Raw genomic sequence first — 21,994 nt, 5'->3', positions numbered from 1 at the left:
CGGTCGCGGGAGCGGGGGCGCCGCGCTGTTCCACCTACGACAGGTTCACTGCCGTGTCATCGATCAGGAAGCTCGTCCCGAGGGAGGAGTCCTCCGTACCGGTGAAGGTGAGGGTGACCGTCGAGCCCGCCTGGCCGTTGAGGCTGAGCGAGCGCTGGACGTAGCCCGAACCCTTGTTCAGGTTCGAGTAGGTCGCCAGGGTGGTGGACCCGGCCTTGACCGTCAGCTTGTCGTACGCCGAGGTCGTGGTCGTCTCATCGGAGTCGACGTAGAGCCAGAACGTCAGCGTGGCCGCACATCCGGACGGGATGGTGACCGACTGCGACAGCGTGTCGGTGTGGGTGGACCCGTAGCCGTTCAGCCAGGCCTTGTAGGAACCCGAGTGCGCCGGGGCGCTGGTCGAGCTGTCGATCACTCCCGAGGAGGCGGTCCAGCCGGTCGCGCCGGACTCGAAGCCCGGGTTGGTCAGCTTCTGGCCCGAGCAGGTGCCACCACCGGTGCCGGAGACGGTGAAGGTGAACTGCACCGAGCCGGTCACGCCGGCGGAGTCCGTCGCGGTGACGGTGGGCGTGAAGGTGCCGGCCGTGGTCGGCGTACCGGAGACGGTGCCCGAGGTCGAGATCGAGACGCCGGTGGGCAGGCCGGTGGCCGTGTAGGTGTAGGGCGAGGTGCCACCGGAGGCCGTGACCGCGAAGGACGAGATCGCGGTGCCGACCGTGCCGGTCTTCGAGCCCGGCGAGGCCACCGTGACGGGACTGCTGCCGCCCGGCGTACAGGTCGGGTCACCGGTCTGGGCGGGGACCGAGACGGCGTTCCAAGCGGCCTTGACCGCGTTGAACTCGGTGCAGGTCGTGGTGCCGTACAGGTTCTTGGCCGCGGTGAGCGTCCAGGTGCGGTACTTCAGGTACGACGACGACGAGGTCTTGAGCAGCATCGCGTTGTACATGACCTTCATCGCCTTCTGGATCCCGACACCGGTGACGGTGGACGAGTTGCAGGTCGGCGAGGTCGGCTGCCCGTTGGTCGGGTTGGAGCCCTCGGCGAGCAGGTAGAACCAGTGGTTGCCTGGGCCGGCCGCGGCGTGGACCTCGTCGCCCGGCGTCGAGGACGAGTAGCAGTTGTCGTCGCCGACCAGCGAGGGGTTGTACATGTTGCGGATCGGTCCGGCACCCACCAGGTCGACCTCCTCACCGACGGTGTAGTCGGGGGTGTCGTTGGCGGTCTGGTTGTCGTACCACTCGGTCGCCGCACCGAAGGTGTCCGCGACGAACTCCTGGGTGTTGCCACCCGAGATCCCGCCCGGGGTGTGGTCGTCGATGCCGTGGCCGAACTCGTGGGCGACGACGTCGAGCGAGCCGATCCAGCGCGAGCCGGACTGGGAGTGGCCGATCTGCACCTGGGTGCCGTCGTAGTAGGCGTTCACGTCGTTCAGGCCGACCCGGATCGGGAGCCAGCCGCCCGAGCCGTCCATGCCCGAGCGCCCCAGCCACGAGGTCAGCATGCCCTTCTCCTGCTGGGCGGCGTAGAACGCATCGACACAGCCGGTCTCCCGGTTGGTCGGGTCGCCGTTGCCCCAGGAGTCGTCGGTGCCGGTGTAGGTCACGTTGCCAGTCGCGTTCTGACACTTGAGCGACGTCGCGGACGGGTCGGTCAGCGAGTACGTCGAGCCGGAGAGCTGCGTGGAGATCGACACAGTCCCGGAGTAGCCCGAGCTGCCCGTGCCCTGCACGACGTGCTCCTTGGTCGAGAGCACCTTGCCGGTGGCGGCGTCGACGAAGACCGAGAGCCGGGAGGGCTCACCGGCGCGGGTGCCGGTCACGATCGTCTCGTACGCGAGGTCCGAGCCGCCCTCGCCCTGGACGATGACCAGCTCGCTGGACTCGACGGCCGGCTTGGTCACCTGGCCCTTGGCGACCTTCTCCGCCTTCGCCTCGGTGATCGCGGGCTTCGTGGTGGCCACCTTGACCGGGGCGTCCTGGGCGACCGAGGTGCCCAGCAGGTTGCCCTCGCCGTCGGCCGCGACGACGAAGTCGCCGCCGACGACCCGCAGGCCCTGGTGGGTGCGGTCGTAGGAGACGTACTGAAGTCCGGAGGACTGGTACGTCTTCAATCGGACGGCCTCGTCCTTGGCGCCGAGCTTCAGCGCCGCGGGGTCGGCGGCGACGAAGGCCGCTGCCGACCTCTCCGCCTTGGTCCTGGCTTCCTTGCCGCTGACGACCGCGCGGCCGTCGTCGGTCTCCTGGGATGCGACGGTGCCCTTGCCGGGCTTGGGGTCGGTGGCCGCCTGCACGCCGGTGGGCATGCTGATGGCGGCCACTGCCGAGATGAGGGCCATGGTCAGGCCCTGCGCTACGCGTCTGTTGTTCACGCAGACTCTCCTTGAGCCGGCCCCGCCGAAGCGGAGCAGCCGATACTGACTCATGGACAGTGGCGATCGGCCGAGGAGCGGGTCAATCAGGTTAATGCTTCATAACCTTGCATCGCATCGAGTCGCTTTTACGACAACATATGAATACCCACGGGTACATGTCGGATGCGCCAGTTTCCCGGGGAAAACAGAAGTCAGCCGCTGGCGTCTCGGGTCACCAGCGGCTGACAAGTAGAACGTTAGCCGACGAGGCCGAACACGTGCAAGCACCTGCAATGCATAAGACTGCAAATGATCCGACCGGGCTACTCAGACCACCCGAGAGGGCTAGGAGCGCGGGTTCTGCGAGCGCTGCGTACGCCGCGCGTCGCGCTGCCGTCGCAGCCGTCGCACCAGGACTCCGTCGTAGGCGAGCGCCTCGGGCTTGTCGATCAGATCGTTGACGGCACGGTGGTATTCGGCGGCGCTCATCCCCAGCTGCTCCCGGACCGCGTCGTCGCGGCCGGTGCCGGCCGACCACCAGGAACGCTCGAAGTCGAGCAGTCGCTTCTCGTTCTCGGAAAGGCCCGGCTGCCCGTCGGCAGACCCGGGGCTGTGGGGCGCCTCGGTCATGCGTACATCCTCCCAGGCGCGACGGGCGCCTCCGAAACCGCCACGCGCCACCGTCTCGAACTACCCGGCATAGCCCATCTGGGCCATCTTCATAAAAGTGCAGATCGACTCTTTGAAGGTCGCTGGCCGGTCGGCTAATCTCTTCCATGTCAGCCGCTGGTGACCCGAGACGCCAGCGGCTGACTTCTATTTCGGCGAGAGCTACACCTCCGCGGTGTCCTCGCCGTGCGTCCCCGGACGCGGCGCCCAGGGCAGCTCCTTCGCGGCCCGCACGACGACCAGCCGGTCCCCGCGCGACAGGGTGCCGACGACCGGGTCAAAGTAGCGGAAGACCTTCTCGTCGCGTACGACCGCGATCACCTGGTCGGCGAGCTGCTGCGGCTGCTTGCCGACCTCGTTGACCAGCAGGTCACGCTCGGCGACCTCGAGGCCGATGCCGGAGTTGAGCAGGTCCTCCATGACCGAGCCCAGGGTCGGCGAGATGGTGGAGAGCCCCATCAGCCGACCGACAGCGTCGGCGGAGGTGATCACCGAGTCTGCTCCGGACTGCTTCATCAACGGCGCGTTCTCGCGCTCCCGGGCCGCGGCGACGATCCACGCGTCCGGGTTGATCTGTCGCACCGTCAAGATCGTGAGCACGTTGGAGTCGTCACGGTTGGTGGTGATGATGACCTGCTCGGCGTCCTTCACACCCGCTCGCATGAGCACCTCGCGCCGGGTCGCGTCGCCGGTGACCACCGCGATCCCGTCGGAGTGGGCATCGGAGCGTGCCACCGGGTCCGGGTCGACCACGACGAACTCCTCGGGGTCGGCACCATTGCTGAGCAGCGTCTCGACGGCGCTGCGTCCCTTGGTGCCGTAGCCCACGACGACGATGTGCTGGGACATCTTCTTCCTCCAGCGAGCGACTCGGATGAGGTCACGGCCCTGCTTGGTGAGGACCTCGAGGGTGGTGCCGATCAGCAGCACCAGGAACGCGATGCGGGCCGGCGTGATGATGAACGCGTTGATCATCCGCGCATGCGCCTCGACCGGGGCGATGTCGCCGTAGCCGGTCGTGCTCAGCGTCACCGTCGTGTAGTAGATCGCGTCGATCAGGCTGATCTGGCCGGTGGGATCGTTGTTGTCGGCGTACGCATCGCGGTCGAGATAGACCAGCAGGACCGTGCCGACCAGGATCGCGAGCGCGGCCAGCAGCCGCCGCCCGAGCTGCCACCACGGCGACCGCACCGTCTCAGGAAGAGCGATCTGCTCGACACCGGCCCACTTCGGGGTGAATGCAGATGTCTCGGACACATCTGTGACCCTATCCGCAGCGCTCTGTCGTCTGTTGCATGAGTGCCTCCGACATCCGCCGTGTCACCGCTCGGTCGCCGGGAAACACGAACGGGCGTCATGCCTCCGAGGAGACATGACGCCCGCCGGGCGCGGACCGACCTCAGCCCTTCACGGAACCAGCGGTGAGTCCACGGACGAAGTAGCGCTGCAGCGAGAAGAACACCAGCAGCGGCACCGTCATCGTGATGAACGCACCTGCGGTGAGCAGGTGCCACTCCTGGCCACGGTCGCCGATCAGGTCACGCAACGTGATCGTGACGACCTCGTTGTCACCCGCCCCGAGGAAGATGAGCGCGACCAGCAGGTCGTTCCAGACCCAGAGGAACTGGAAGATCGCGAACGCTGCCAGCGCGGGCACCGACATCGGCACGATCAGCCTCCAGAAGGTCTGGAAGTGGGAGGCCCCGTCGATCTCGGCCGACTCGATGATCTCCTGCGGCAGGGTCGCCATGTAGTTGCGCAGGATGAAGACCGCCAACGGCATCCCGAACGCGGTGTGGGCCAGCCAGACCGCGAGGAAGGTGCCGTTGAGGTTGTAGGCGCTGAACAGGCTGAGCAGCGGCACGAAGGCCACCTGCAACGGCACGACCAGCAGACCGACGATCACCAGGAACAGCACGTTGCGCCCCGGGAACCGCATGAACGTGAACGCGTACGCGGCGAACGCAGCGATCATGATCGGCAGCAACGTCGCCGGGACGGAGACGACGATCGAGTTCACGAAAGCGTTCGCCATCCCGCTCTCGAGGACCTGCGTGTAGCTGTCGAACGTCCACTGGGAGAACGGGTCGGTGATGACCGTCCACCAGCCCGACGACTTCACGTCGGCCTCGTCGCGGAACGACGAGACCAACAGGCCGAGGGTCGGGATGAACCAGAGCACGCACAGCAGAACGATGCCGACACGGGCAGCGACGCTGCCAAGGGTGAGGTTCCTCATCAGCGGGCCTCCTGCTTCTTGAACTGGCGCATCTGGTAGATCATCACCGGGATCACGGCGATCATCAGGACGACCACGACCGCAGCCGCCCGGCCCGCATCACCGAACTCGAAGAGCTCCACGAAGAAGGTGTTGGCCAGCACCGACGTGCCCGCTCCGCCTCCGGTCATCACGTAGACGATGTCGAAGACCTTCAGGACCAGGATGAGAACGGTCACGAAGACCACGATCACCGTCGGCCAGATCTGCGGCACGACGACCTGGAAGAAGATCTGGATCTCACTGGCCCCGTCGATGCGCGCCGCCTCCACGGTGTCCTCGGGGACACCCTTGATCGCCGAGGAGAGCAGCACCATCGCGAACCCGGCCTGCAACCAGATCATGATGACGATCAGGAGCAGGTCGTTGAGGTTGTAGTCGGAGATGCGAAGCCAGGCGACCGGCTCGAAGCCGAGACTCGTCGAGATCGCCGAGAGGAGACCGATCTGCTTGTCCCCCTGCGCGAACCTGGTCGCGTAGACGAAGCCCCAGATCGTGCTCGCCCCGACGAAGCTGATCGCCATCGGCATGAAGATGACCGACTTCGCGACCCGCTCCGGGAACGCCTTGAGCTGGTCGGCCAGCACCGCCACGAGCAGGCCGACGATGACGCTGCCGACCGGGACGATGAGGATCCAGAGCAGGTTGTTGACCAGCGTGCCGATGAACTCGTCGTCGCGGAAGAGCGAGGTGTAGTTCTCGAACCCGACCCAGTTGATGCTGTTGGCGTCGGCGAAGCTGTAGATCACCGTCATCACGGCCGGGTAGACCAGGAAGACGGCGACCACCACGATGGCCGGGCCGATGAAGACGTACGGCTTGACCCGCCGCTCCCACTTGCCGGGCAGGAGGCCCGAGAGGAAGTTGAGCAGCCAGTAGAGAGCGGCGGTGCCACCGACCCCGAGGACGATGGCGACCAGGCCGTTGAGGATCTTCAGGTAAGGATCATCGCTCATCCTCGCCAGCTCTCCTCGATCGCGTCGGCAGCTTCCTGAGCGCTCTTCTCACCTCCGACGTAGGCGTTCATCTCGCTCCAGAACGTGCCGGCGCCGACCTGCGCGGGCATCAGGTCCGAACCGTCGAAGCGGAAGGTGTCGGCGTCCTGCAGCAGGGTCGCGATCTCACCGAACATCGGGTCGGCGTACTGCGAGTTGTCGAACTCCGTGCTCGGCGAGAGCCAGCCACCGGCCTGGGCCCACTCGGCGCCGAAGTCGGGAGACGCGAAGAACTCCATCAGCTCCACCACGTCGGTGTCGTTGGTGAAGGCGGTCGCCATGTCACCGCCGCCGAGCACCGGGTTGCCCTCGAAGCCGCCCTCCATGTTGCCCGGCAGCGCGAAGACGCCGACGTTGCCGGCCAGGTCCTGCTGGACGTCCTTCGGGAAGAAGGTGGTGATGAAGTTGGCCTGGCGGTGCATCTCGCAGCCCGGCTTCGCGTCGAAGAGCGGGAGCGGGGAGTCGCCGAAGGGCTCGCTCAGCGTGCCGTCGGCCCCGCCGCGTACGTTCTTCGGCTTGTTGATGATGTCGCCCATGGTCTCGATCGCCTGGACGATCTTCGGGTCGTTGAAGGGGACCTCGTGGGAGACCCAGTCGTCGTAGAACTCCGGGCCCTCCTGGCGCAGGACGATCTCCTCGACCCAGTCGGTGTAGACCCAGCCGGTATCGGCACCGGCCTCGGCGCCGAGGCACCACGGGGTCTGGCCCTTGGCGATCATCTGGTCCTCGAGGCTCCGCAGCTCGTCCCAGGTCGTGGGCGTCTTGTAGCCGGCCTGCTCGAAGTTCTTCGGGGTCCAGACCAGCGACTTCATCGAGACGCGGATCGGGACGCCGTAGGTCTTGTCGTCGATCTCGACCGAGTCCATCAGGCCGGGGATCATGGTGTCGTCGAGCGAGCCGACGTCGATGAGGTCGTCGAGCGGCAGCGTGTCACCCGACTCGGTCAGGTCGCCGACCAGACCGGGCTGCGGGAAGAGCGCGATGTCGGGGGCATCGTTTCCGTTGACCTTGGTGCGGATCTCGGTGGTGAAGTCCGTCGAGGGGGTGTAGGTCACCTCGATCCCGGTGTCCTTGGTGAACGTGTCGAGGGCCGCGTTGAGCCCCACTGCCTCGCCCTCGGGGATCGCGCCGAGGATCTGGATGCTGCCGTCTCCCTCTTCGGTGTCGCCGGCATCGTTGTTGCCACCGCCACCGGGAACGCCACAGCCGGTCACGGCGAGCAGACCTGCGACCACTGCTCCGATTTGCCACTTTCGCACGTGCATCTGATTGCACCCTCCATCGTCGTTTGATCCACGGAGTCGTGCCACGCAGGCCGCGTCGGGTCCACGAGGCAGCGCCTCGTTATGTGATCTCCGTAACACTAGTCGCTACGGTCCATCGATGTCCCGGGGAAATTGTCGAACACTTACCCGAGAACGCGCAGGAGGATACCTCTCCCGTGCTCCGCCTCCAGGAAGACCCGCCAGCCCGGTGTGGCCCCGACGGGCGAGTTAGGCCAGAATCAGGGCCCAAATGAACTATCCGCACCCTCCCCATCACGGCCCCGGTCACGGGTCCCATCACCAGCCTCCTCGCGACCCCTTGGCCGTAGCCGGCCGGCTGGCCGCTGTCATCTGCTCGATCCTCTTCTGGCTGATCGCGGCGATCGCCGTGATCGCTGCCGTCATCGGCATCTTCCGGGCCTTCGGCGGCGGTCTGGCGTGGCGTACGGTCGGGATCTGGGCCGTCGCCGGCGTCGGCTGCTTCGCGTTCTCCTGGATCATCGCCGCGCTCGGCCGGATCGGCCTCGACGACGAGCCGATCGGGTCGTGGCGCGTCGCGCCGTTCGAGCTGGCGCGCATCCTCTACCGCAACCGATGACAACAGGCCGTACGTCGCGCGTGCCCGCGCGGCGTACGGCCTGTTGACGTGGGGTCTAGACCCGCGCCTTCTCGGTCTCCGCTGCGGGCGGAGCCGCGTGGTCGTCGACCATGGTCGTCTCGTCGAACGGGTCCTGACCGTCGAGGACACGGTCGAGCTGGCTGTGGTCGATGGTCTTGGTCCAGTGGCCGACCAGGACGGTGGCGACCGAGTTGCCGGCGAAGTTGGTCAGCGCACGGGCCTCGGACATGAACCGGTCGATGCCCACGATGAGCCCGACCCCGTCGACCATCTCCGGGCGGTGGGACTGCAGCCCGCCGGCGAGGGTCGCCAGGCCCGCGCCGGTGACACCGGCGGCACCCTTGGAGGCGATCATCATGAACAGCAGCAGGCCGATCTGCTCGCCGATGCTCAGCGGGTCACCCATCGCGTCGGCGATGAAGATCGAGGCCATCGTCAGGTAGATCGCGGTGCCGTCCAGGTTGAACGAGTAGCCCGTGGGGACCACGACACCGACCGTCGCCTTCTCGACACCGGCGTGCTCCATCTTCGCGATCAGGCGCGGGAGGGCCGACTCGGACGAGCTGGTCGAGAGGATGAGCAGGAACTCGCGGGCGAGGTACTTGAGCAGCTTGAAGAGGTTCACGCCGGTGGCCAGCTTGAGGATCGCGCCCAGGATGCCGAAGACGAAGATCGCACAGGTGACGTAGAAGGCGATCATGATGACGGCGAGGCTCTTCAGGGCGTCGATGCCGGTCTCGCCCACCACGCCGGCGATGGCACCGAAGGCGCCGACCGGGGCGGCCCACATGATCATCGCGAGCACGCGGAAGATGAGGTTCTGGATCGCGGTGATCGCGTTGAGGATCGGCTTGCCCGACTCCCCCATCCGCTGCAGCGCGAAGCCGACCAGCAGTGCCACCAGCAGGGTCTGCAGCACCACGCCGGAGGTCAGCGCGGAGAAGAGCGAGGTCGGGATGATGCTGAGGAGGAAGTCGGTCGTGCTCGCGTGCCCCTCCGAGGCAGCCTCCTGGCCCGCACTGGACGCGTCCGAGCTGATCTGCAGGCCGGTGCCCGGGTCGATGATGTTGCCGACGATGACGCCGATCGCCAGGGCGACGGTGGACATCACGATGAAGTAGATCAGCGCCAGGCCACCGACCTTGCCGACCTTGGCCGCGTTGGCGACCGAGCCGACGCCGATGACCAGGGTGCAGAAGATGATCGGCTGGATCATCATCTTGATCAGGTTCACGAAGGCCGTGCCGATCGGCTTCAGCTCCACCGCGAACGACGGGGCGATCAGCCCGACCAGGATGCCGAGGACCACCGCGGCGATCACCGCGATGTAGAGATAGTGTGTCCGGTCCTTCTTGGGTCTTGTCTCTGTGGGGGTCGTGCTCATCGTTCCTCCTGGTCCGGTGTGGCCTGCCCTCCGGGGCAACTCGGGCAACTCTCCGGGAGAACGTGACGACCGTCACTGTTGTGTTCGTTGTGTTCGTGGCCACGATCACAACCACGCAACCGAGGTGGTCCAGAATGAGGTCGTGTCCCGTGTCCACCCGTTCCGCCCCCGCGTTCTCCGCGATCGGCCGGTGGCCCAGCAGGTTCTGCTCCTCCAGTTCGGCACGGTGCTGCTGCTCGTCGTCACCGGCATCCTGATGGCGTCCTACGACGCCCAGCGCGACTCCTACAGCCGCGCCACCCAGCGCGCGGTGGCCGTCGCCCAGACCGTCGCCGACTCCCCCACCGTCCTCACGGCACTGCGCGGCGAGGACCCGACGGCGACACTCCAGCCCTGGACCGAGCAGGTACGCCGCGACACCGACACCGACTTCGTCGTGGTGATGGACCTGGACCGCACCCGCTACACCCACACCGATCCGCGCCAGATCGGCGGGAAGTTCGTCGGCGACCTCGGTGGCGCGCCCGATGGCGAGGTCTTCACCCAGCAGTACACCGGCACGCTCGGACCATCGGTCCGGTCGGTGGTTCCGGTCGAGGCCGGTGACGAGGTCGTCGCGCTCGTGTCCGTCGGCATCACGGTCAGCGACATCAACCGCGGGCTCAGGCGCGACGTCACCATCGTGCTGCTGTGCGGCGCGCTCGTGCTGGCCGTCGGGCTGACCGGTGCCTGGCTGCTGAGCCGGCGCCTGCACCGGCTGACCCACGGCATGGGCGAGCGGGAGCTGGCCCGGATGTACGAGTACTACTCCGCCGTCCTCCACTCGGTCCGCGAGGGTCTGCTCCTCCTCGACGGAGAGGGGCGCGTGCAGCTGGTCAACGACGAGGCCCGGCGCCTGCTGGCACTGCCGGACGACGTCATCGGCACCCGGATCGAGGACCTCGACCTGGCGCCCGGACTGGTCGCCGCCGCCCGCGGCCGCACCGCCGAGTCCGATGACCTCTACCTCGCCGGCGAGCGGATCCTCGTCGTCTCCTCGGCACCGGCGCTGTGGGACGGCCGCGAGGTGGGCGCCGTGGTGACGCTGCGCGACCACACCGAGCTGCGCTCGGTGACCGGCGAGCTCGAGGTCGTACGCCGCCTCACCGAGTCGCTGCGGTCGCAGAACCACGAGGCGGCCAACCGGCTCCACACGGTGGTGTCCCTGATCGAGATGGGCAGGGAGCAGGATGCGGTCGAGTTCGCCACCGAGGAGCTCCAGGTCGCCCAGCTCCTCACCGACCGGGTCGTCGGTGCGGTCGAGGATCCCGTCGTGGCCGCGCTCCTGCTCGGCAAGTCGGCCGAGGCGGCCGAGCAGGGCGTCGAGTTCCGCATCGTCGGCGAGGTGCCACCCGGCACGGGCATCCCGCCCCGCGACCTGGTGACGGTGCTGGGCAACCTCGTCGACAACGCCATCGACGCCGTCTCCGGCTTCGAGTTCCGCCAGGTCGAGGTCCACCTCACCGGCGACGACGACACCCTCACCGTACGCGTCGGCGACAGCGGTCCGGGCCTGGACGACGCCGACTCGGCGCGCGTCCTCGACCGCGGCTGGACCACGAAGGCCGAGCCCGGTACAGGTCGAGGCCTGGGTCTCGCGCTGGTCGGCCAGATCGCCCGGCGTCATGGTGGCGAGGTCGTCATCGGCCGCTCGCACCTCGGTGGTGCGGAGTTCACCGTCACCCTAGCTACGGAGGCCGCGGCATGAGTGTCAAGGTGCTGGTGGTCGAGGACGAGGCGCTCGCGGCCGAGGCGCATGCGGCCTACGTCGGGAGGGTCTCGGGCTTCGCCCTGGCCGGGATCGCGCGGTCGGCGCGCGAGGCGGTCCGCGCGCTCGACGCTGCCCGCGACGCGGGCACTCCGGTGGACCTGATCCTGCTCGACATGAACCTGCCCGACGGGCACGGGCTCGGGCTGCTCAGCAGGCTGCGTACCGCCGGGCACCTGTGCGACGTGATCGCGGTGACGGCGGCGCGGGACACGAAGGTGGTGCGGCAGGCCGTCGTGCAGGGGGTCGTGCTCTATCTGCTCAAACCGTTCACGTTCGCGACGTTCCGGGACAAGCTCGAGCAGTACGCCGACTATCGTGCCCGGCTGGAGGCTGCCCCCGAGGAGGTCGTCCAGGACGAGGTCGACCAGCTCCTGGGGTCGCTGCGGCCCACCGGGAGCACACCGCTGCCCAAGGGCATGAGCGCGGAGACCCTGCGGGCCGTGACGGCCGCGCTGCGCGAGGCCTCTGGTGACCTCTCGGCGAGCGAGGTCGCCGCGGTGGTCGGCTCGTCGCGGGTGACCGCACGGCGCTATCTCGAGCACCTCGCCGACAAGGGCCTGGCCGCGCGGGGGGTCCGTTACGGTCCCAGCGGCGGCCGGCCCGAGGTCGGCTACTCCTGGCGCTAAATCATTCGCATTCGGGGTGTCGCGCCGGGCAGAGTCGACACCCATGACGAGCAGCGATGTGTGGACCCGGGACACGGCCGAGAGCTACGACGACCCGGACGACTGGGTCAACTCACCCGAGGTCACCGGGCCGGTGGCACGCTTCCTCGCCGAGGTCGCCGACGGCGGCACCGCGCTCGAGCTCGCCATCGGGACGGGCCGGATCGGCGTACCGCTGCGGGAGCTGGGGGTGCCGGTCACCGGCATCGAGCTCTCCCAGCCGATGGTCGACGTGCTCCGGCGCAAGGTGGACGAGGCGACGATCCCGGTCGTGGTCGGTGACATGGCCGCTGCCGTGGCACCCGGAGCGGGGACGTACTCGTTGGTCTATCTGGTCTACAACACGATCGGGAACCTGCGTACGCAGGAGGAGCAGGTCGCCTGCTTCGCCAATGCCGCTCGCCATCTGGCGCCGGGCGGACGCTTCGTGGTCGAGGTCGGCGTGCCGGGCCTGCGGCGGCTTCCGCCAGGCAGCCCCGCGATCCCCTTCGACGTCTCCCCCGCGCACCTCGGGTTCGACACCTACGACCTGGTCACCCAGCAGGCGATCTCGCACCACTACGGCCGCGAGGCCGACGGCCGGTTCCGCTACGGGCAGCACAACTTCCGGTTCGTGTGGCCCTCCGAGCTCGACCTGATGGCGCGGCTGGCCGGGATGACGCTGGAGGCGAGGTACGCCGGCTGGGACCGCTCCGCGTTCACTGGCGAGTCCACGAGTCACGTGTCCGTGTGGCGGAAGCCGGAGTAGCGCTGGAAGTCCCAGGCCAGCCGGATCGCCTCACGGACGGCTTCGGGGGCGGCGCGGTCGAGGTAGGCCTCGATCTTGTGGTGGGCCTCCATCCTCGGCGGGATACCGAACGCGTCCGGCCAGCGCTCGATCAGCGCCTCGCGGGCCTCGATCGGGACCCGGACGAGCAGGGTGGTCGCGTCAACATGCCGGGCGACCAGGCGATCGTTGACGTACCAGCCGCGTGGTTTGTGGCGGCAGCCGTCCAGGGTCGCGACGTAGGCGTCGACCTCGTCCGGAGTCATGCTTCCGGAGCGTACGCCGCCCGCCACCGCTCCGCGGCGACCTTCGCGGCCTCAGCGATGAGATCGGTGAGCTCGGGACGATCCGGGACGGCGAAGGACGTGTAGGCGCCACGGCCGCCGTCGACCGGGCGTCCGTACGCCTTGGCCGCGAGCCGGCCGTCGGGCAGCAGGCGCACGTTGAGGGTGGTGAGCCGGAAGGTCACCTCCCGCCTGCTGTCGGTCCACTGCAGCTCATCGGGAATGGCCACGTTGATCGCCAGGGCGCTGACCTCGACCTCGTCCGTCACCGAACCTCAGCCACCGATCGCAGGCGGGCCACCTCGGCACGCCCCTGCTCCACCTCGGCAGTCTCGAGTCCCCTTGCTCGGGCAACGTCGTGGGCCAGGTCCATGATGGCTCGGCCGAGATGCTTCTGCGCCTTCTTCGCCTTCCTGCCCGGCGCGGCCTTCCTCGCGGCCTTGCGTGCCCTCTTGTCCAGGGCGGCGTCGAGCTCGTCGGCACGGACATGGCCGGCCTCGACCTCGGGGGCGAGGATGTCGCGGACGAACTGGTGCTCGGTCGGCGCCGCCAGCCTGAACGCGATCGTCAGCAGGACGAAGCCCGCGATCGTGGAGAGCGCCATGACCAGGAACACGCCCGCACCGTGACCGCCGAGACCGCCTGCGTCGTCCCAGGTGAAGTGGATGAACAGGCCCGCGGCGACGAAGAGGAGGCCCCTCGCGATCCGCCGGGGCTGCGCCGCCGTACCGATCAGGTAGACCGCACCGCTGCAGACCAGCGCACTGAACAGCGGGTGCGAGACGAACCCGACGGCGAAACGCGTGAAGGAGATCTGCACCGCGTGCTGCACCGGGTCGGTACCGAAGGCGCTGCCCACCGCGTTAGCGGCGTAGAGAAAGTCTTCGAACGCGGCGAAGCCCAGACCGATGAAGGCACCCAGGACGAGCCCGTCGTTGGCCGTCCGGACGAGCCGCGGCGCCAGTCCCATCAGGAGGAGGAAGCCGCACAGCTTGGCCGACTCCTCGGTGAACGGCGCGGTCGCGCCGGCGGCCCAGGAGCTCGCCCAGTCCTGCCCGAAGAGCTTGGCGTAGATGCTGAGCATCGCCGTGTTCACCGTCATCGCGAAGCCGAAGGTGGCTGCGATCGCACCCCAGGCGACCGCGGCGACGACGAGGTCGACCGGCTGCCTCTCCCACCGGTCCACGTGACGCAGCCAGGCCCACCAGATCGCACCGAAGCCGACACACAGCACCGCCGAGATCCCGATCGCCTCGCCGTAGAAACCGAGCTCCGGCCTGAAGTAGGACCAGGACTGGAACAGCCCGACAGCCATCAACCCGAGGAAGACCCAGAAGCAGAGGTTGTGAGGCTGCAGGAAGGTGAACCTCTCGCCCCACCCGGAGACCTCGAGTGCCCTCGCCTGACGTGCGGCGGCATCGGCATCGGCCCCGCCCACGCCGACCGGTGCGGTCGGGGCGCTCACGAGTCGCTCCCCTCGACCTCGTGGATCGAGGTGATCATGGCGTGAACCGTGTCGGCAGCAGCGGCCATCTGCGCCGGCGCCCCGTAGGCGGTGACCTCGAGCCCGGTGCCGTTGATCACGAAGGCAGCGATCAGCCCGTCACCGTTGGCCGAGCTGTACGCCTGGATCACCCCGACGTCACCCGCCCGGGTCGTGACGGTGGCCGGTTCACCGTCGATCGTGAACGTCTCATCACCTGTGCCGCTGGTGACCTTGGCGATCTGTTCGAGCAGCTCGGACGGGGTGCCGTCGAAGGCGTCGTAGGTGATGTCGAAGACGACTCCGTTGCCGGTGATCTTCGCCGAACCCGCGGCAGCGCCCGCGTTCGCCTCGCCCACCCGGAAGCCACTGATGACCTCCCACCCGGTCGCGGGCACGAACGCGAGGCCGTCACCGGTCGCCAGCTGATCCCCGGCCCGCACCGGATCGTCCCAGTCGATCCAGCCGTCAACGCGCGGGATCAGCGCTGTCGCGACGAGGAAGACCCCGGCCACGAACAACGCATAGGGGAAGGATCTCTTGTCCAGTCCGAGAAATCGGTGCTCGACGGGCACCCGTCTCTTGGCCCCACGACTCGTGGTGTTCGTCGATGACAACCGTGCCTCCGATGGCATGACAGCGAGACTCTCCTGCAGTCAAACTAAAGGATCTGTCAACACTTTCGGTCCCAAAGCCCGATATCGGTGGTGAAGCGGGCGGTGAGATGCTCGATCACCCCGCCCGCACCGAGCAGCGTCCCGGTCTCCTCCTCGGACGCCCCACCGGTCTCGGACAACGACTCGAGCCGTGCCAGACCGGGCGCGAGGGACGGCTCGATCTCGCTCCAGCGGGCGGCTGCGGCGGAGCGGTCGGTCGTCCAGGTGCCGTCGTGGACGCTGACCAGGCCTGCCACGGCGAGGAGCGACTTGCGCGCGATCCGGCGGGACAGGTCGCCCGCGTCGTCGCGCCCGAGGGCTGCGCGCCACCTGCGCAGGGAACGGTCGATGTCTCCGTTGAAGCCGCGGGCGGCGCGGGCGTCCGCCCGGAACCCGGGCAGGCCGGCGCCTGGATCGGGGCCGGCGAGATGCGCGCAGTAGTGGCGCAGGAACACCCGGTTGCCGTACGCCTCGTCGCCCTCGCCGAGGTAGTCGTCCGAGGACACCGCGGCGATCTCCACGCCGCGGCAGAGCTCGGCGAACGCCGCCGACGCATCGGCGCCGAGCCCGGAGGCGGCGGCCGCCGGGAGCCCGATCGTCAGCAGGTCCACGTCGGAGGCAGGCACCGTGGCCGTGCCGTTGGCCACCGAGCCGTAGACGTGGACCGACACCTCGGGCGGGACCCGCCCGAGGACGTACGCCAGGACCGGCTCGAATGCGGACGGCACTCGGTCCCGACGTGCTCCCGTGCGGATCAGACCGTCGGAGGTCACGCCCTCGCGTGGATCAGCCATGACGCTCAGGTGAGGCGGAGCGCCATCTTCGACTCGGTGCGCGGGTCACCCTCGGGGAAGGGCTGCGTCTCACCGGTGAGCTCGAAGCCGAGGCGTTCGTAGAGGCGGCGCCCGGACTCGTTGCCGTCGACGACCCACAGGGTCAGCACGGAGGCGCCGTCACGACGCGCCCAGCCGGCAACAGCCAGGATGAGCCCCTCGGCGAGGCCGTGACCACGCGCCTCGGGGGCGAGCCACATGTTGATCAGGTGGTGCTCGTCATCATGGATGATCCCGGCGGCGAGCCCTGAGGGATTCTCGCCGAGCCAGGCGATGTAGGCCGCACCGGAGGCCGCCCACAGCCGCCAACGCTCGTCGGGCCAGGTCACCACCTCGTCGTAGGAGGCCCAGAACGCTCGAGGAGTGTCCTGGAGAGCAGCGAGGCGCACCTTCTTGAGCGCCGGCCACTCGTCCTCGACGACGACACGCACCGCCGCCGTCGGGACCACCTTCTCAGGGGCCCCGACGCCGGGGATCGAGCTGGGTCGCTTCGGAGCCGGCACGAGCTCAGGCGAGGTCGAGACCGGGGTACAGCGGGAACTTCGCGAGCAGCTCCGCCGCGGCGGCCTTGGTGTTGTCGGCGACGGAGTCCCCGATGGCGTAGGAAGCCTTGGACGGGCCGCCGGCCTTCGTGGTGCCGGGCTTGGTCTTGGAGAGCACGTCGACGATGAGCTCGGCGACGCGGTCGAACTCGTCGGCGCCGAAGCCGCGGGTGGTCAGCGCCGGGGTGCCGAGGCGGATGCCCGAGGTGTACCAGGCGCCGTTGGGGTCGGCCGGGACCGAGTTGCGGTTGGTGACCACGCCGGAGTCGAGCAGCGCCGACTCGGCCTGACGGCCGGTGAGGCCGAAGCTCGTCACGTCCAGCAGTACGAGGTGGTTGTCGGTGCCGCCGGTGACCAGCTTGGCGCCGCGCTTGAGGAAGCCCTCGGCGAGCGACTTGGCGTTGTCGGCGACCTCCTGGGCGTAGGTCTGGAAGCTCTCCTGCTTGGCCTCGGCGAAGGCGACGGCCTTCGCGGCCATGACGTGGCTGAGCGGGCCACCGAGGACCATCGGGCAGCCGCGGTCGACGCTCGGGGCGTACTCCTCGGTGGCGAGGATGAAGCCGCCGCGCGGGCCGCGGAGCGACTTGTGGGAGGTCGAGGTGACGACGTCGGCGTAGGGAACCGGGTTCTCCTCGCCGGTGAAGACCTTGCCGGCGACGAGGCCGGCGAAGTGGGCCATGTCGACCATCAGGGTGGCGCCGACCTCGTCGGCGATCTCGCGCATCTTGGCGAAGTTCACCCGGCGCGGGTAGGCGGAGTAGCCGGCGACGATGATCAGCGGCTGGAACTCCTTCGCCTTGGCACGCAGCGAGTCGTAGTCGAGCAGCCCGGTCTCGGGGTCGGTGCCGTACTGGTTCTGGTGGAACATCTTGCCGGAGATGTTCGGGCGGAAGCCGTGGGTGAGGTGGCCGCCGGCGTCCAGCGACATGCCCAGCAGGCGCTGGTTGCCGAGCTCGGCACGCAGCGTCTCCCAGTCGGCCTCGGAGAGCTCGTTCATGTTCTTGACGGCCATCTTCTCCAGCCACGGGCCCTCGACCCGGTGGGCGAGGATGGCCCAGTACGCCGTCAGGTTGGCGTCGATGCCGGAGTGCGGCTGGACGTAGGCGTACTCGGCACCGAAGAGCTCGCGGGCGTGCTCGGCGGCGATCGACTCGACGGTGTCGACGTTCTGGCAGCCGGCGTAGAAGCGGTGGCCGACGGTGCCCTCGGCGTACTTGTCGGAGAACCAGGTGCCCATCGTCATCAGCGTGGCGGGGCTCGCGTAGTTCTCGCTCGCGATCAGCTTGAGGCTGGCGCGCTGGTCGGCGAGCTCCTGCTTGGTCGCCTCGGCGATGCGGGGCTCCACGGAGGCGATGACCTCGAGGGCTTGGTTGTAGGCAGAACTCACAGTGCCTGAATTCACCGGGGCAGACAGATCGCTCATGGGCCACAGCCTAGTCAGCCGTGCGGACGAGAGCAGCATCGTGGTCGCCCGGTGCGTTGCGTACGTCCTCTACCACCGCCCGTGGGAATGACTGACTGCTCAGCCTGGTTAAGAGACCGTGACCAGATGGTGACCTCGGCCACACCGCCCGCGTGAACAAGCGGGAACGTCCCACATAACGGACCAATGTCTCATATATCGGGATTCCAGATTGCGTGCGGACCGTCCGCTACCTGAGACTCCTTGACATGGTCACTGCTGCAACACATGCGCACCTCGTGGTTCGACGCCACGTGGACTATTGCCGCATCCGCAGCTCGATCTGTTGGCGCCACTGACGCCCAGCGCTCCGCATCCCCCGCGTCGAGCCGCTGGCCCGCCGCCCGACAGACATCCCGGGCGCCCGCCGCGAGCACGTCCCTGCTCCGCCGTGCGTCCACGACCGACGCAAAGGTTTCTCTGACATGAGCGACAACCGGTTTCAGGCCAAGCGCGCCACCCGAACCGAGATCCCCCGGCCCAAGAAGGGCGAGGGCCAGTGGGCTCTCGGCTACACCGAGCCCCTGAACAAGAACGAGGAGTCGAAGAAGAACGACGACCCGCTCAACGTTCGCGACCGGATCCTCTACACCTACTCCAAGCGCGGGTTCGACTCGATCGACCCGGCCGACATGCGCGGCCGCTTCCGCTGGTTCGGCCTCTACACCCAGCGCAAGCCCGGGATCGACGGAGGCAAGACCGCCATCCTCGAGGAAGAGGAGCTCGACGACCGCTACTTCATGATGCGGGTCCGCTCCGACGGCAAGCTCCTCTCCCCCGCCGCGGTGCGCACGCTCGGTCAGATCGGCGTCGACTTCGCCCGGGACACCGCCGACATCACCGACCGCGAGAACATCCAGTACCACTGGATCGACATCGTCGACGTACCGGAGATCTGGTCGCGCCTCGAAGAGGTCGGGCTCCACTCGACCGAGGCCTGCGGCGACTCGCCGCGGCCGTTCCTCGGCTCGCCGGTCGCGGGCGTCGCCGCGGACGAGATCATCGACGGCACCTCGGCGCTGCGCGAGATCGAGTCCCGCTACCTGGGCGACCCGGCCTTCTCGAACTTCCCGCGCAAGTTCAAGACCGCGCTGACCGGCCACCCGTCGCACGACGTGGCGCCCGAGATCAACGACATCGCCTTCGTCGGCACCGTCCACCCCGAGCACGGGCCCGGCTTCGACGTCTGGGTCGGCGGCGGGCTCTCCACCAACCCGCGCCTGGCCGAGAAGCTCGGCGTGTGGGTGCCGCTCGACGAGGTCGCCGACGTGTGGGCGGGTGTCGCGGGCATCTTCCGCGACTACGGCTACCGCCGGCTGCGCTCGCGGGCCCGGCTGAAGTTCCTGGTCGCCGACTGGGGCAAGGACAAGTTCCGCGAGGTCCTCGAGAACGAGTACCTCGACCGTCAGCTCGTCTCCAACCCCTCCCCCGAGTCACCGCTGGGCCACCGCGACCACGTCGGCGTCCACGACCAGAAGGACGGCAAGAAGTACGTCGGCCTGGCACCGATCGCCGGACGCATCTCCGGCACCCACCTGGTCGAGCTCGCCGGCGTGATGGAGAAGTTCGCCGTCGAGGGCGCTCGGCTCACTCCGTACCAGAAGATCGTGCTGATCGGAGTCGAGCCCGCGGTCGTCGAGGACCTGATCACCGCGCTGGACGCGATCGGCTTCTCGGCCCGGCCATCCAACTGGCGCCAGAACACGATGGCCTGCACCGGGATCGAGTTCTGCAAGCTCGCCATCGTGGACACCAAGGACCGGGCGCGCGACCTGATCGCCTCGCTCGAGTCGCGGTTCCCGGAGCTGGACGCCTCGATCACCGTCAACGTCAACGGGTGCCCCAACGCCTGCGCACGGACCCAGGTCGCCGACATCGGGCTCAAGGGCCAGCTGGTCCTCGACGGCGAGGGCAACCAGGTCGAGGGCTTCCAGGTGCACCTGGGCGGCGCGACCGGGCTGACCGCCAACTTCGGGCGCAAGCTGCGCGCGCACAAGGTCACCTCGGTCGGACTCGACGACTACATCTCCGCGCTGGTCGTCAACTACCTGGCCGACCGCACCGACGGCGAGACTTTCTCGGCGTGGACGGCACGTGCCGACGAGGTCCTGCTGCGCGGCGAGAAGACCTTGGACGAGGTGACCGCATGAGCGAGCGCGCCAGCACCCCGTTCCACTGCCCGTTCTGTGGCGAGACCGACCTGTGGCCCCACGAGGCCACGCACGGGTCCTGGGAGTGCCGCGCCTGCCTGCGGGCCTTCCAGCTGAAGTCGTTGGGCCAGATCTCTCGGACCGTCACGAAGGAGGCGCACGGATGAGCGTCAGCACAGCAGCCGCCCGGGCAAACCGCGGGGTGGACACCGTTGGCCGTAGCCCCGAGGAGCTGCGCGAGATCGTCTCTCACTGGGGGGCCGAGCTCGAGCTCGCCCCGGCCGAGACGATCATCGAGTGGGCCGCCGCCACGTTCGGCGAGCGGTTCGCGATCACGTCCTCGATGGGTGACGCGGTCCTGGCGCATCTCGCCTCCAAGGTCGTGCCCGGTATCGACGTGGTCTTCCTCGACACCGGCTACCACTTCATCGAGACGATCGGCACCCGCGACGCCGTCGAGGCGACGATGCCGGTCAACCTCCTCACGATCACGCCCGTGCAGAGCGTGGCCGAGCAGGACGCCGAATACGGCAAGGACCTCTACCGCACCGACCCCGACCTGTGCTGCGCACTGCGCAAGGTCAAGCCCCTGGCCGACTCGCTCGCCTCCTACGACGCCTGGGCCACCGGCCTGCGCCGCGCGGAGACGAAGAACCGGGTCATCGCCCCGGTCATCGGCTGGGACGCCAAGCGCCAGAAGGTCAAGGTATCGCCGATGGCGCGATGGTCCGACGAGCAGGTCGAGCGATATATCGAGGACAACGGAGTGCTCGTGAACCCGCTCGTCTATGACGGGTATCCCTCGATCGGCTGCGCGCCGTGCACCCGCCGGGTCGCCCCCGGCGAGGACCCGCGCAGCGGGCGATGGGCCGGCACCGGCAAGACCGAGTGCGGCATCCACGCCTGACCCGCCCGGAAGGGCGCGAACAAACACAGACTTTCCGACCTTTCCCCGCAACACCCGAAGGATGAAGACAATGGCAGCTCCCGCTCTGGTAGCCCTGGCTCACGGCAGCCGCGATCCGCAGTCCGCCGCGACCATCAACGCGCTCATTGCCGAGGTACGCGCCCTGCGCCCCGACCTCCGCATCGAAGCCGCCTTCCTCGACCACTCCCGGCCGCGTTTCCAGGCGGTCATCGACAAGCTGGTCAAGGCCGGCCACGACGAGATCGTCGTCGTGCCGCTCCTGCTGACCGAGGCGTTCCACGCCCGCGTCGACGTACCCTCGGTCATCGCCGAGGCCACCGCGCGCCACTCCGGCCTGCGCATCCACACCAGCGCGATCCTCGGCCTCGAGAGCGTCTTCCTGCAGGTGCTCGACGAGCGCCTCCGGGAGTCTCTGAAGGACGCCCGGGTGCGCGAGCTCGACGCCCTCGTCCTGGCCGCGGCCGGATCCTCGGACCCGCTGGCCAACCAGTCGGTGGCCCGCCTGGCCCGGATCTGGGGCTCCCACCACAAGCTGCCGGTCGTGGCCGCGTACGCCTCGGCCGCTCCGCCGGCCACCGGCGAGGCCGTCCGCGCCTTCCGCGCCGAGGGTCGCCGCCACATCGCCGTCGGCATGCTCTTCCTGGCTCCCGGACAGCTGCCCGACCGCGCCAAGGAGCTCGCCCTCGAGGCCGGCGCCGTCGCGGTCAGCGACCCGATGGGCGCCCACCCCGAGGTCGCCCGCACCATCCTGGCTCGCTACGCCGTGGGCGCCGTCGAGCTCGTCCCGGTCTGACCCACCCCGGGCCGAGTCGGCTCATCCTGACCGAAAACCCCGCCGAGTCGGCTCGTTACAAC

Annotated in this window: 22 protein-coding genes; 8 read left to right on the top strand and 14 right to left on the bottom strand. The window is 68.5% G+C overall.

Annotated elements, in window-relative coordinates; genetic code table 11:
• Positions 1 to 34: 34 nt before the first annotated feature.
• The 6 genes from ACFU7D_RS17785 to ACFU7D_RS17760 form a co-directional block, all read right to left on the bottom strand.
• Positions 35 to 2,368, bottom strand: a complete 2,334-nt coding sequence (locus ACFU7D_RS17785; protein ID WP_378869419.1) for a M4 family metallopeptidase — start codon at positions 2,366 to 2,368, stop codon at positions 35 to 37.
• 327 nt (positions 2,369 to 2,695) lie between these two features.
• On the bottom strand, positions 2,696 to 2,980 hold the full coding sequence (locus ACFU7D_RS17780; protein ID WP_091040975.1) for a DUF3263 domain-containing protein: 285 nt from the start codon (positions 2,978 to 2,980) through the stop codon (positions 2,696 to 2,698).
• 201 nt (positions 2,981 to 3,181) lie between these two features.
• Positions 3,182 to 4,276 (bottom strand): potassium channel family protein, encoded by a 1,095-nt coding sequence (locus ACFU7D_RS17775; protein WP_378728013.1) that lies wholly within the window; start codon positions 4,274 to 4,276, stop codon positions 3,182 to 3,184.
• Positions 4,277 to 4,418: 142 nt separating this feature from the next.
• On the bottom strand, positions 4,419 to 5,258 hold the full coding sequence (locus tag ACFU7D_RS17770) for a carbohydrate ABC transporter permease (RefSeq protein WP_378728014.1): 840 nt from the start codon (positions 5,256 to 5,258) through the stop codon (positions 4,419 to 4,421).
• Positions 5,258 to 6,253 (bottom strand): carbohydrate ABC transporter permease, encoded by a 996-nt coding sequence (locus ACFU7D_RS17765; RefSeq protein WP_378728015.1) that lies wholly within the window; start codon positions 6,251 to 6,253, stop codon positions 5,258 to 5,260. The genes ACFU7D_RS17770 and ACFU7D_RS17765 overlap by 1 nt, the downstream gene beginning before the upstream one ends.
• The gene (locus ACFU7D_RS17760) at positions 6,250 to 7,551 is read right to left on the bottom strand and encodes an ABC transporter substrate-binding protein (RefSeq protein ID WP_378869416.1); all 1,302 of its coding nucleotides are present in this window, start codon (positions 7,549 to 7,551) and stop codon (positions 6,250 to 6,252) included. The genes ACFU7D_RS17765 and ACFU7D_RS17760 overlap by 4 nt, the downstream gene beginning before the upstream one ends.
• 256 nt (positions 7,552 to 7,807) lie before the next feature.
• Here ACFU7D_RS17760 and ACFU7D_RS17755 point away from each other — a divergent pair, with 256 nt between their 5' ends.
• The gene (locus tag ACFU7D_RS17755; RefSeq protein ID WP_378728017.1) at positions 7,808 to 8,155 is read left to right on the top strand and encodes a hypothetical protein; all 348 of its coding nucleotides are present in this window, start codon (positions 7,808 to 7,810) and stop codon (positions 8,153 to 8,155) included.
• A 55-nt stretch (positions 8,156 to 8,210) separates the two neighbouring features.
• Here the strand turns inward: ACFU7D_RS17755 and ACFU7D_RS17750 are convergent, their stop codons facing one another.
• On the bottom strand, positions 8,211 to 9,560 hold the full coding sequence (locus ACFU7D_RS17750) for a cation:dicarboxylate symporter family transporter (protein WP_378869414.1): 1,350 nt from the start codon (positions 9,558 to 9,560) through the stop codon (positions 8,211 to 8,213).
• A 142-nt stretch (positions 9,561 to 9,702) separates the two neighbouring features.
• Here ACFU7D_RS17750 and ACFU7D_RS17745 point away from each other — a divergent pair, with 142 nt between their 5' ends.
• From ACFU7D_RS17745 to ACFU7D_RS17735, 3 genes are read left to right on the top strand one after another with little or no spacing between them, the layout of a single operon-like run.
• Entirely contained in the window at positions 9,703 to 11,307 is a 1,605-nt protein-coding gene (locus ACFU7D_RS17745; RefSeq protein ID WP_378869411.1) for an ATP-binding protein, read from the top strand.
• Positions 11,304 to 11,996, top strand: coding sequence for a response regulator (locus ACFU7D_RS17740; protein WP_378869407.1), 693 nt, complete (start codon positions 11,304 to 11,306; stop codon positions 11,994 to 11,996). The genes ACFU7D_RS17745 and ACFU7D_RS17740 overlap by 4 nt, the downstream gene beginning before the upstream one ends.
• 43 nt (positions 11,997 to 12,039) lie before the next feature.
• On the top strand, positions 12,040 to 12,783 hold the full coding sequence (locus ACFU7D_RS17735; RefSeq protein WP_378869404.1) for a class I SAM-dependent DNA methyltransferase: 744 nt from the start codon (positions 12,040 to 12,042) through the stop codon (positions 12,781 to 12,783).
• Here the strand turns inward: ACFU7D_RS17735 and ACFU7D_RS17730 are convergent.
• From ACFU7D_RS17730 to ACFU7D_RS17700, 7 genes are read right to left on the bottom strand one after another with little or no spacing between them, the layout of a single operon-like run.
• Positions 12,753 to 13,067 carry a hypothetical protein gene (locus ACFU7D_RS17730; protein WP_378869402.1) on the bottom strand — a complete coding sequence of 105 codons (315 nt, stop codon included), beginning with the start codon at positions 13,065 to 13,067 and terminating at the stop codon, positions 12,753 to 12,755. The two genes, ACFU7D_RS17735 and ACFU7D_RS17730, sit on opposite strands and share 31 nt — an antisense overlap.
• Positions 13,064 to 13,354 carry a hypothetical protein gene (locus ACFU7D_RS17725; RefSeq protein ID WP_378728023.1) on the bottom strand — a complete coding sequence of 97 codons (291 nt, stop codon included), beginning with the start codon at positions 13,352 to 13,354 and terminating at the stop codon, positions 13,064 to 13,066. The genes ACFU7D_RS17730 and ACFU7D_RS17725 overlap by 4 nt, the downstream gene beginning before the upstream one ends.
• A complete protein-coding gene (locus tag ACFU7D_RS17720; RefSeq protein ID WP_378869397.1) occupies positions 13,351 to 14,550 on the bottom strand; it encodes a PrsW family intramembrane metalloprotease in 1,200 nt (399 codons plus the stop codon). Before ACFU7D_RS17720 ends, ACFU7D_RS17725 begins: the two co-directional genes overlap by 4 nt.
• Positions 14,547 to 15,185 carry a hypothetical protein gene (locus ACFU7D_RS17715; RefSeq protein ID WP_378869394.1) on the bottom strand — a complete coding sequence of 213 codons (639 nt, stop codon included), beginning with the start codon at positions 15,183 to 15,185 and terminating at the stop codon, positions 14,547 to 14,549. Before ACFU7D_RS17715 ends, ACFU7D_RS17720 begins: the two co-directional genes overlap by 4 nt.
• Positions 15,186 to 15,241: 56 nt before the next feature.
• On the bottom strand, positions 15,242 to 16,018 hold the full coding sequence (locus ACFU7D_RS17710; RefSeq protein ID WP_378869392.1) for a hypothetical protein: 777 nt from the start codon (positions 16,016 to 16,018) through the stop codon (positions 15,242 to 15,244).
• Between the two features lie 5 nt (positions 16,019 to 16,023).
• Positions 16,024 to 16,560 (bottom strand): N-acetyltransferase, encoded by a 537-nt coding sequence (locus ACFU7D_RS17705; RefSeq protein ID WP_091040951.1) that lies wholly within the window; start codon positions 16,558 to 16,560, stop codon positions 16,024 to 16,026.
• 4 nt (positions 16,561 to 16,564) lie between these two features.
• Positions 16,565 to 18,022: a glycine hydroxymethyltransferase gene (locus tag ACFU7D_RS17700; protein ID WP_378869389.1), complete on the bottom strand. Its 1,458-nt coding sequence runs from the start codon at positions 18,020 to 18,022 to the stop codon at positions 16,565 to 16,567.
• A 464-nt stretch (positions 18,023 to 18,486) separates the two neighbouring features.
• Here ACFU7D_RS17700 and ACFU7D_RS17695 point away from each other — a divergent pair, with 464 nt between their 5' ends.
• The 4 genes from ACFU7D_RS17695 to ACFU7D_RS17680 all read left to right on the top strand — a co-directional run bounded on the left by ACFU7D_RS17695 (position 18,487) and on the right by ACFU7D_RS17680 (position 21,932).
• The gene (locus ACFU7D_RS17695; protein ID WP_378869386.1) at positions 18,487 to 20,211 is read left to right on the top strand and encodes a nitrite/sulfite reductase; all 1,725 of its coding nucleotides are present in this window, start codon (positions 18,487 to 18,489) and stop codon (positions 20,209 to 20,211) included.
• On the top strand, positions 20,208 to 20,378 hold the full coding sequence (locus ACFU7D_RS17690) for a hypothetical protein (RefSeq protein WP_378869383.1): 171 nt from the start codon (positions 20,208 to 20,210) through the stop codon (positions 20,376 to 20,378). The genes ACFU7D_RS17695 and ACFU7D_RS17690 overlap by 4 nt, the downstream gene beginning before the upstream one ends.
• On the top strand, positions 20,375 to 21,118 hold the full coding sequence (locus ACFU7D_RS17685) for a phosphoadenylyl-sulfate reductase (protein ID WP_378869380.1): 744 nt from the start codon (positions 20,375 to 20,377) through the stop codon (positions 21,116 to 21,118). The genes ACFU7D_RS17690 and ACFU7D_RS17685 overlap by 4 nt, the downstream gene beginning before the upstream one ends.
• A 70-nt stretch (positions 21,119 to 21,188) precedes the next feature.
• A complete protein-coding gene (locus ACFU7D_RS17680) occupies positions 21,189 to 21,932 on the top strand; it encodes a sirohydrochlorin chelatase (protein WP_378869377.1) in 744 nt (247 codons plus the stop codon).
• Positions 21,933 to 21,994 lie beyond the last annotated feature (62 nt).

It is taken from the genome of Nocardioides sp. NPDC057577 (genome assembly GCF_042801335.1).
Classification (GTDB): domain Bacteria; phylum Actinomycetota; class Actinomycetes; order Propionibacteriales; family Nocardioidaceae; genus Nocardioides.
Note: the sequence above shows the minus strand (reverse complement) of the source record. Positions and strands in the feature narration are given on the sequence as shown.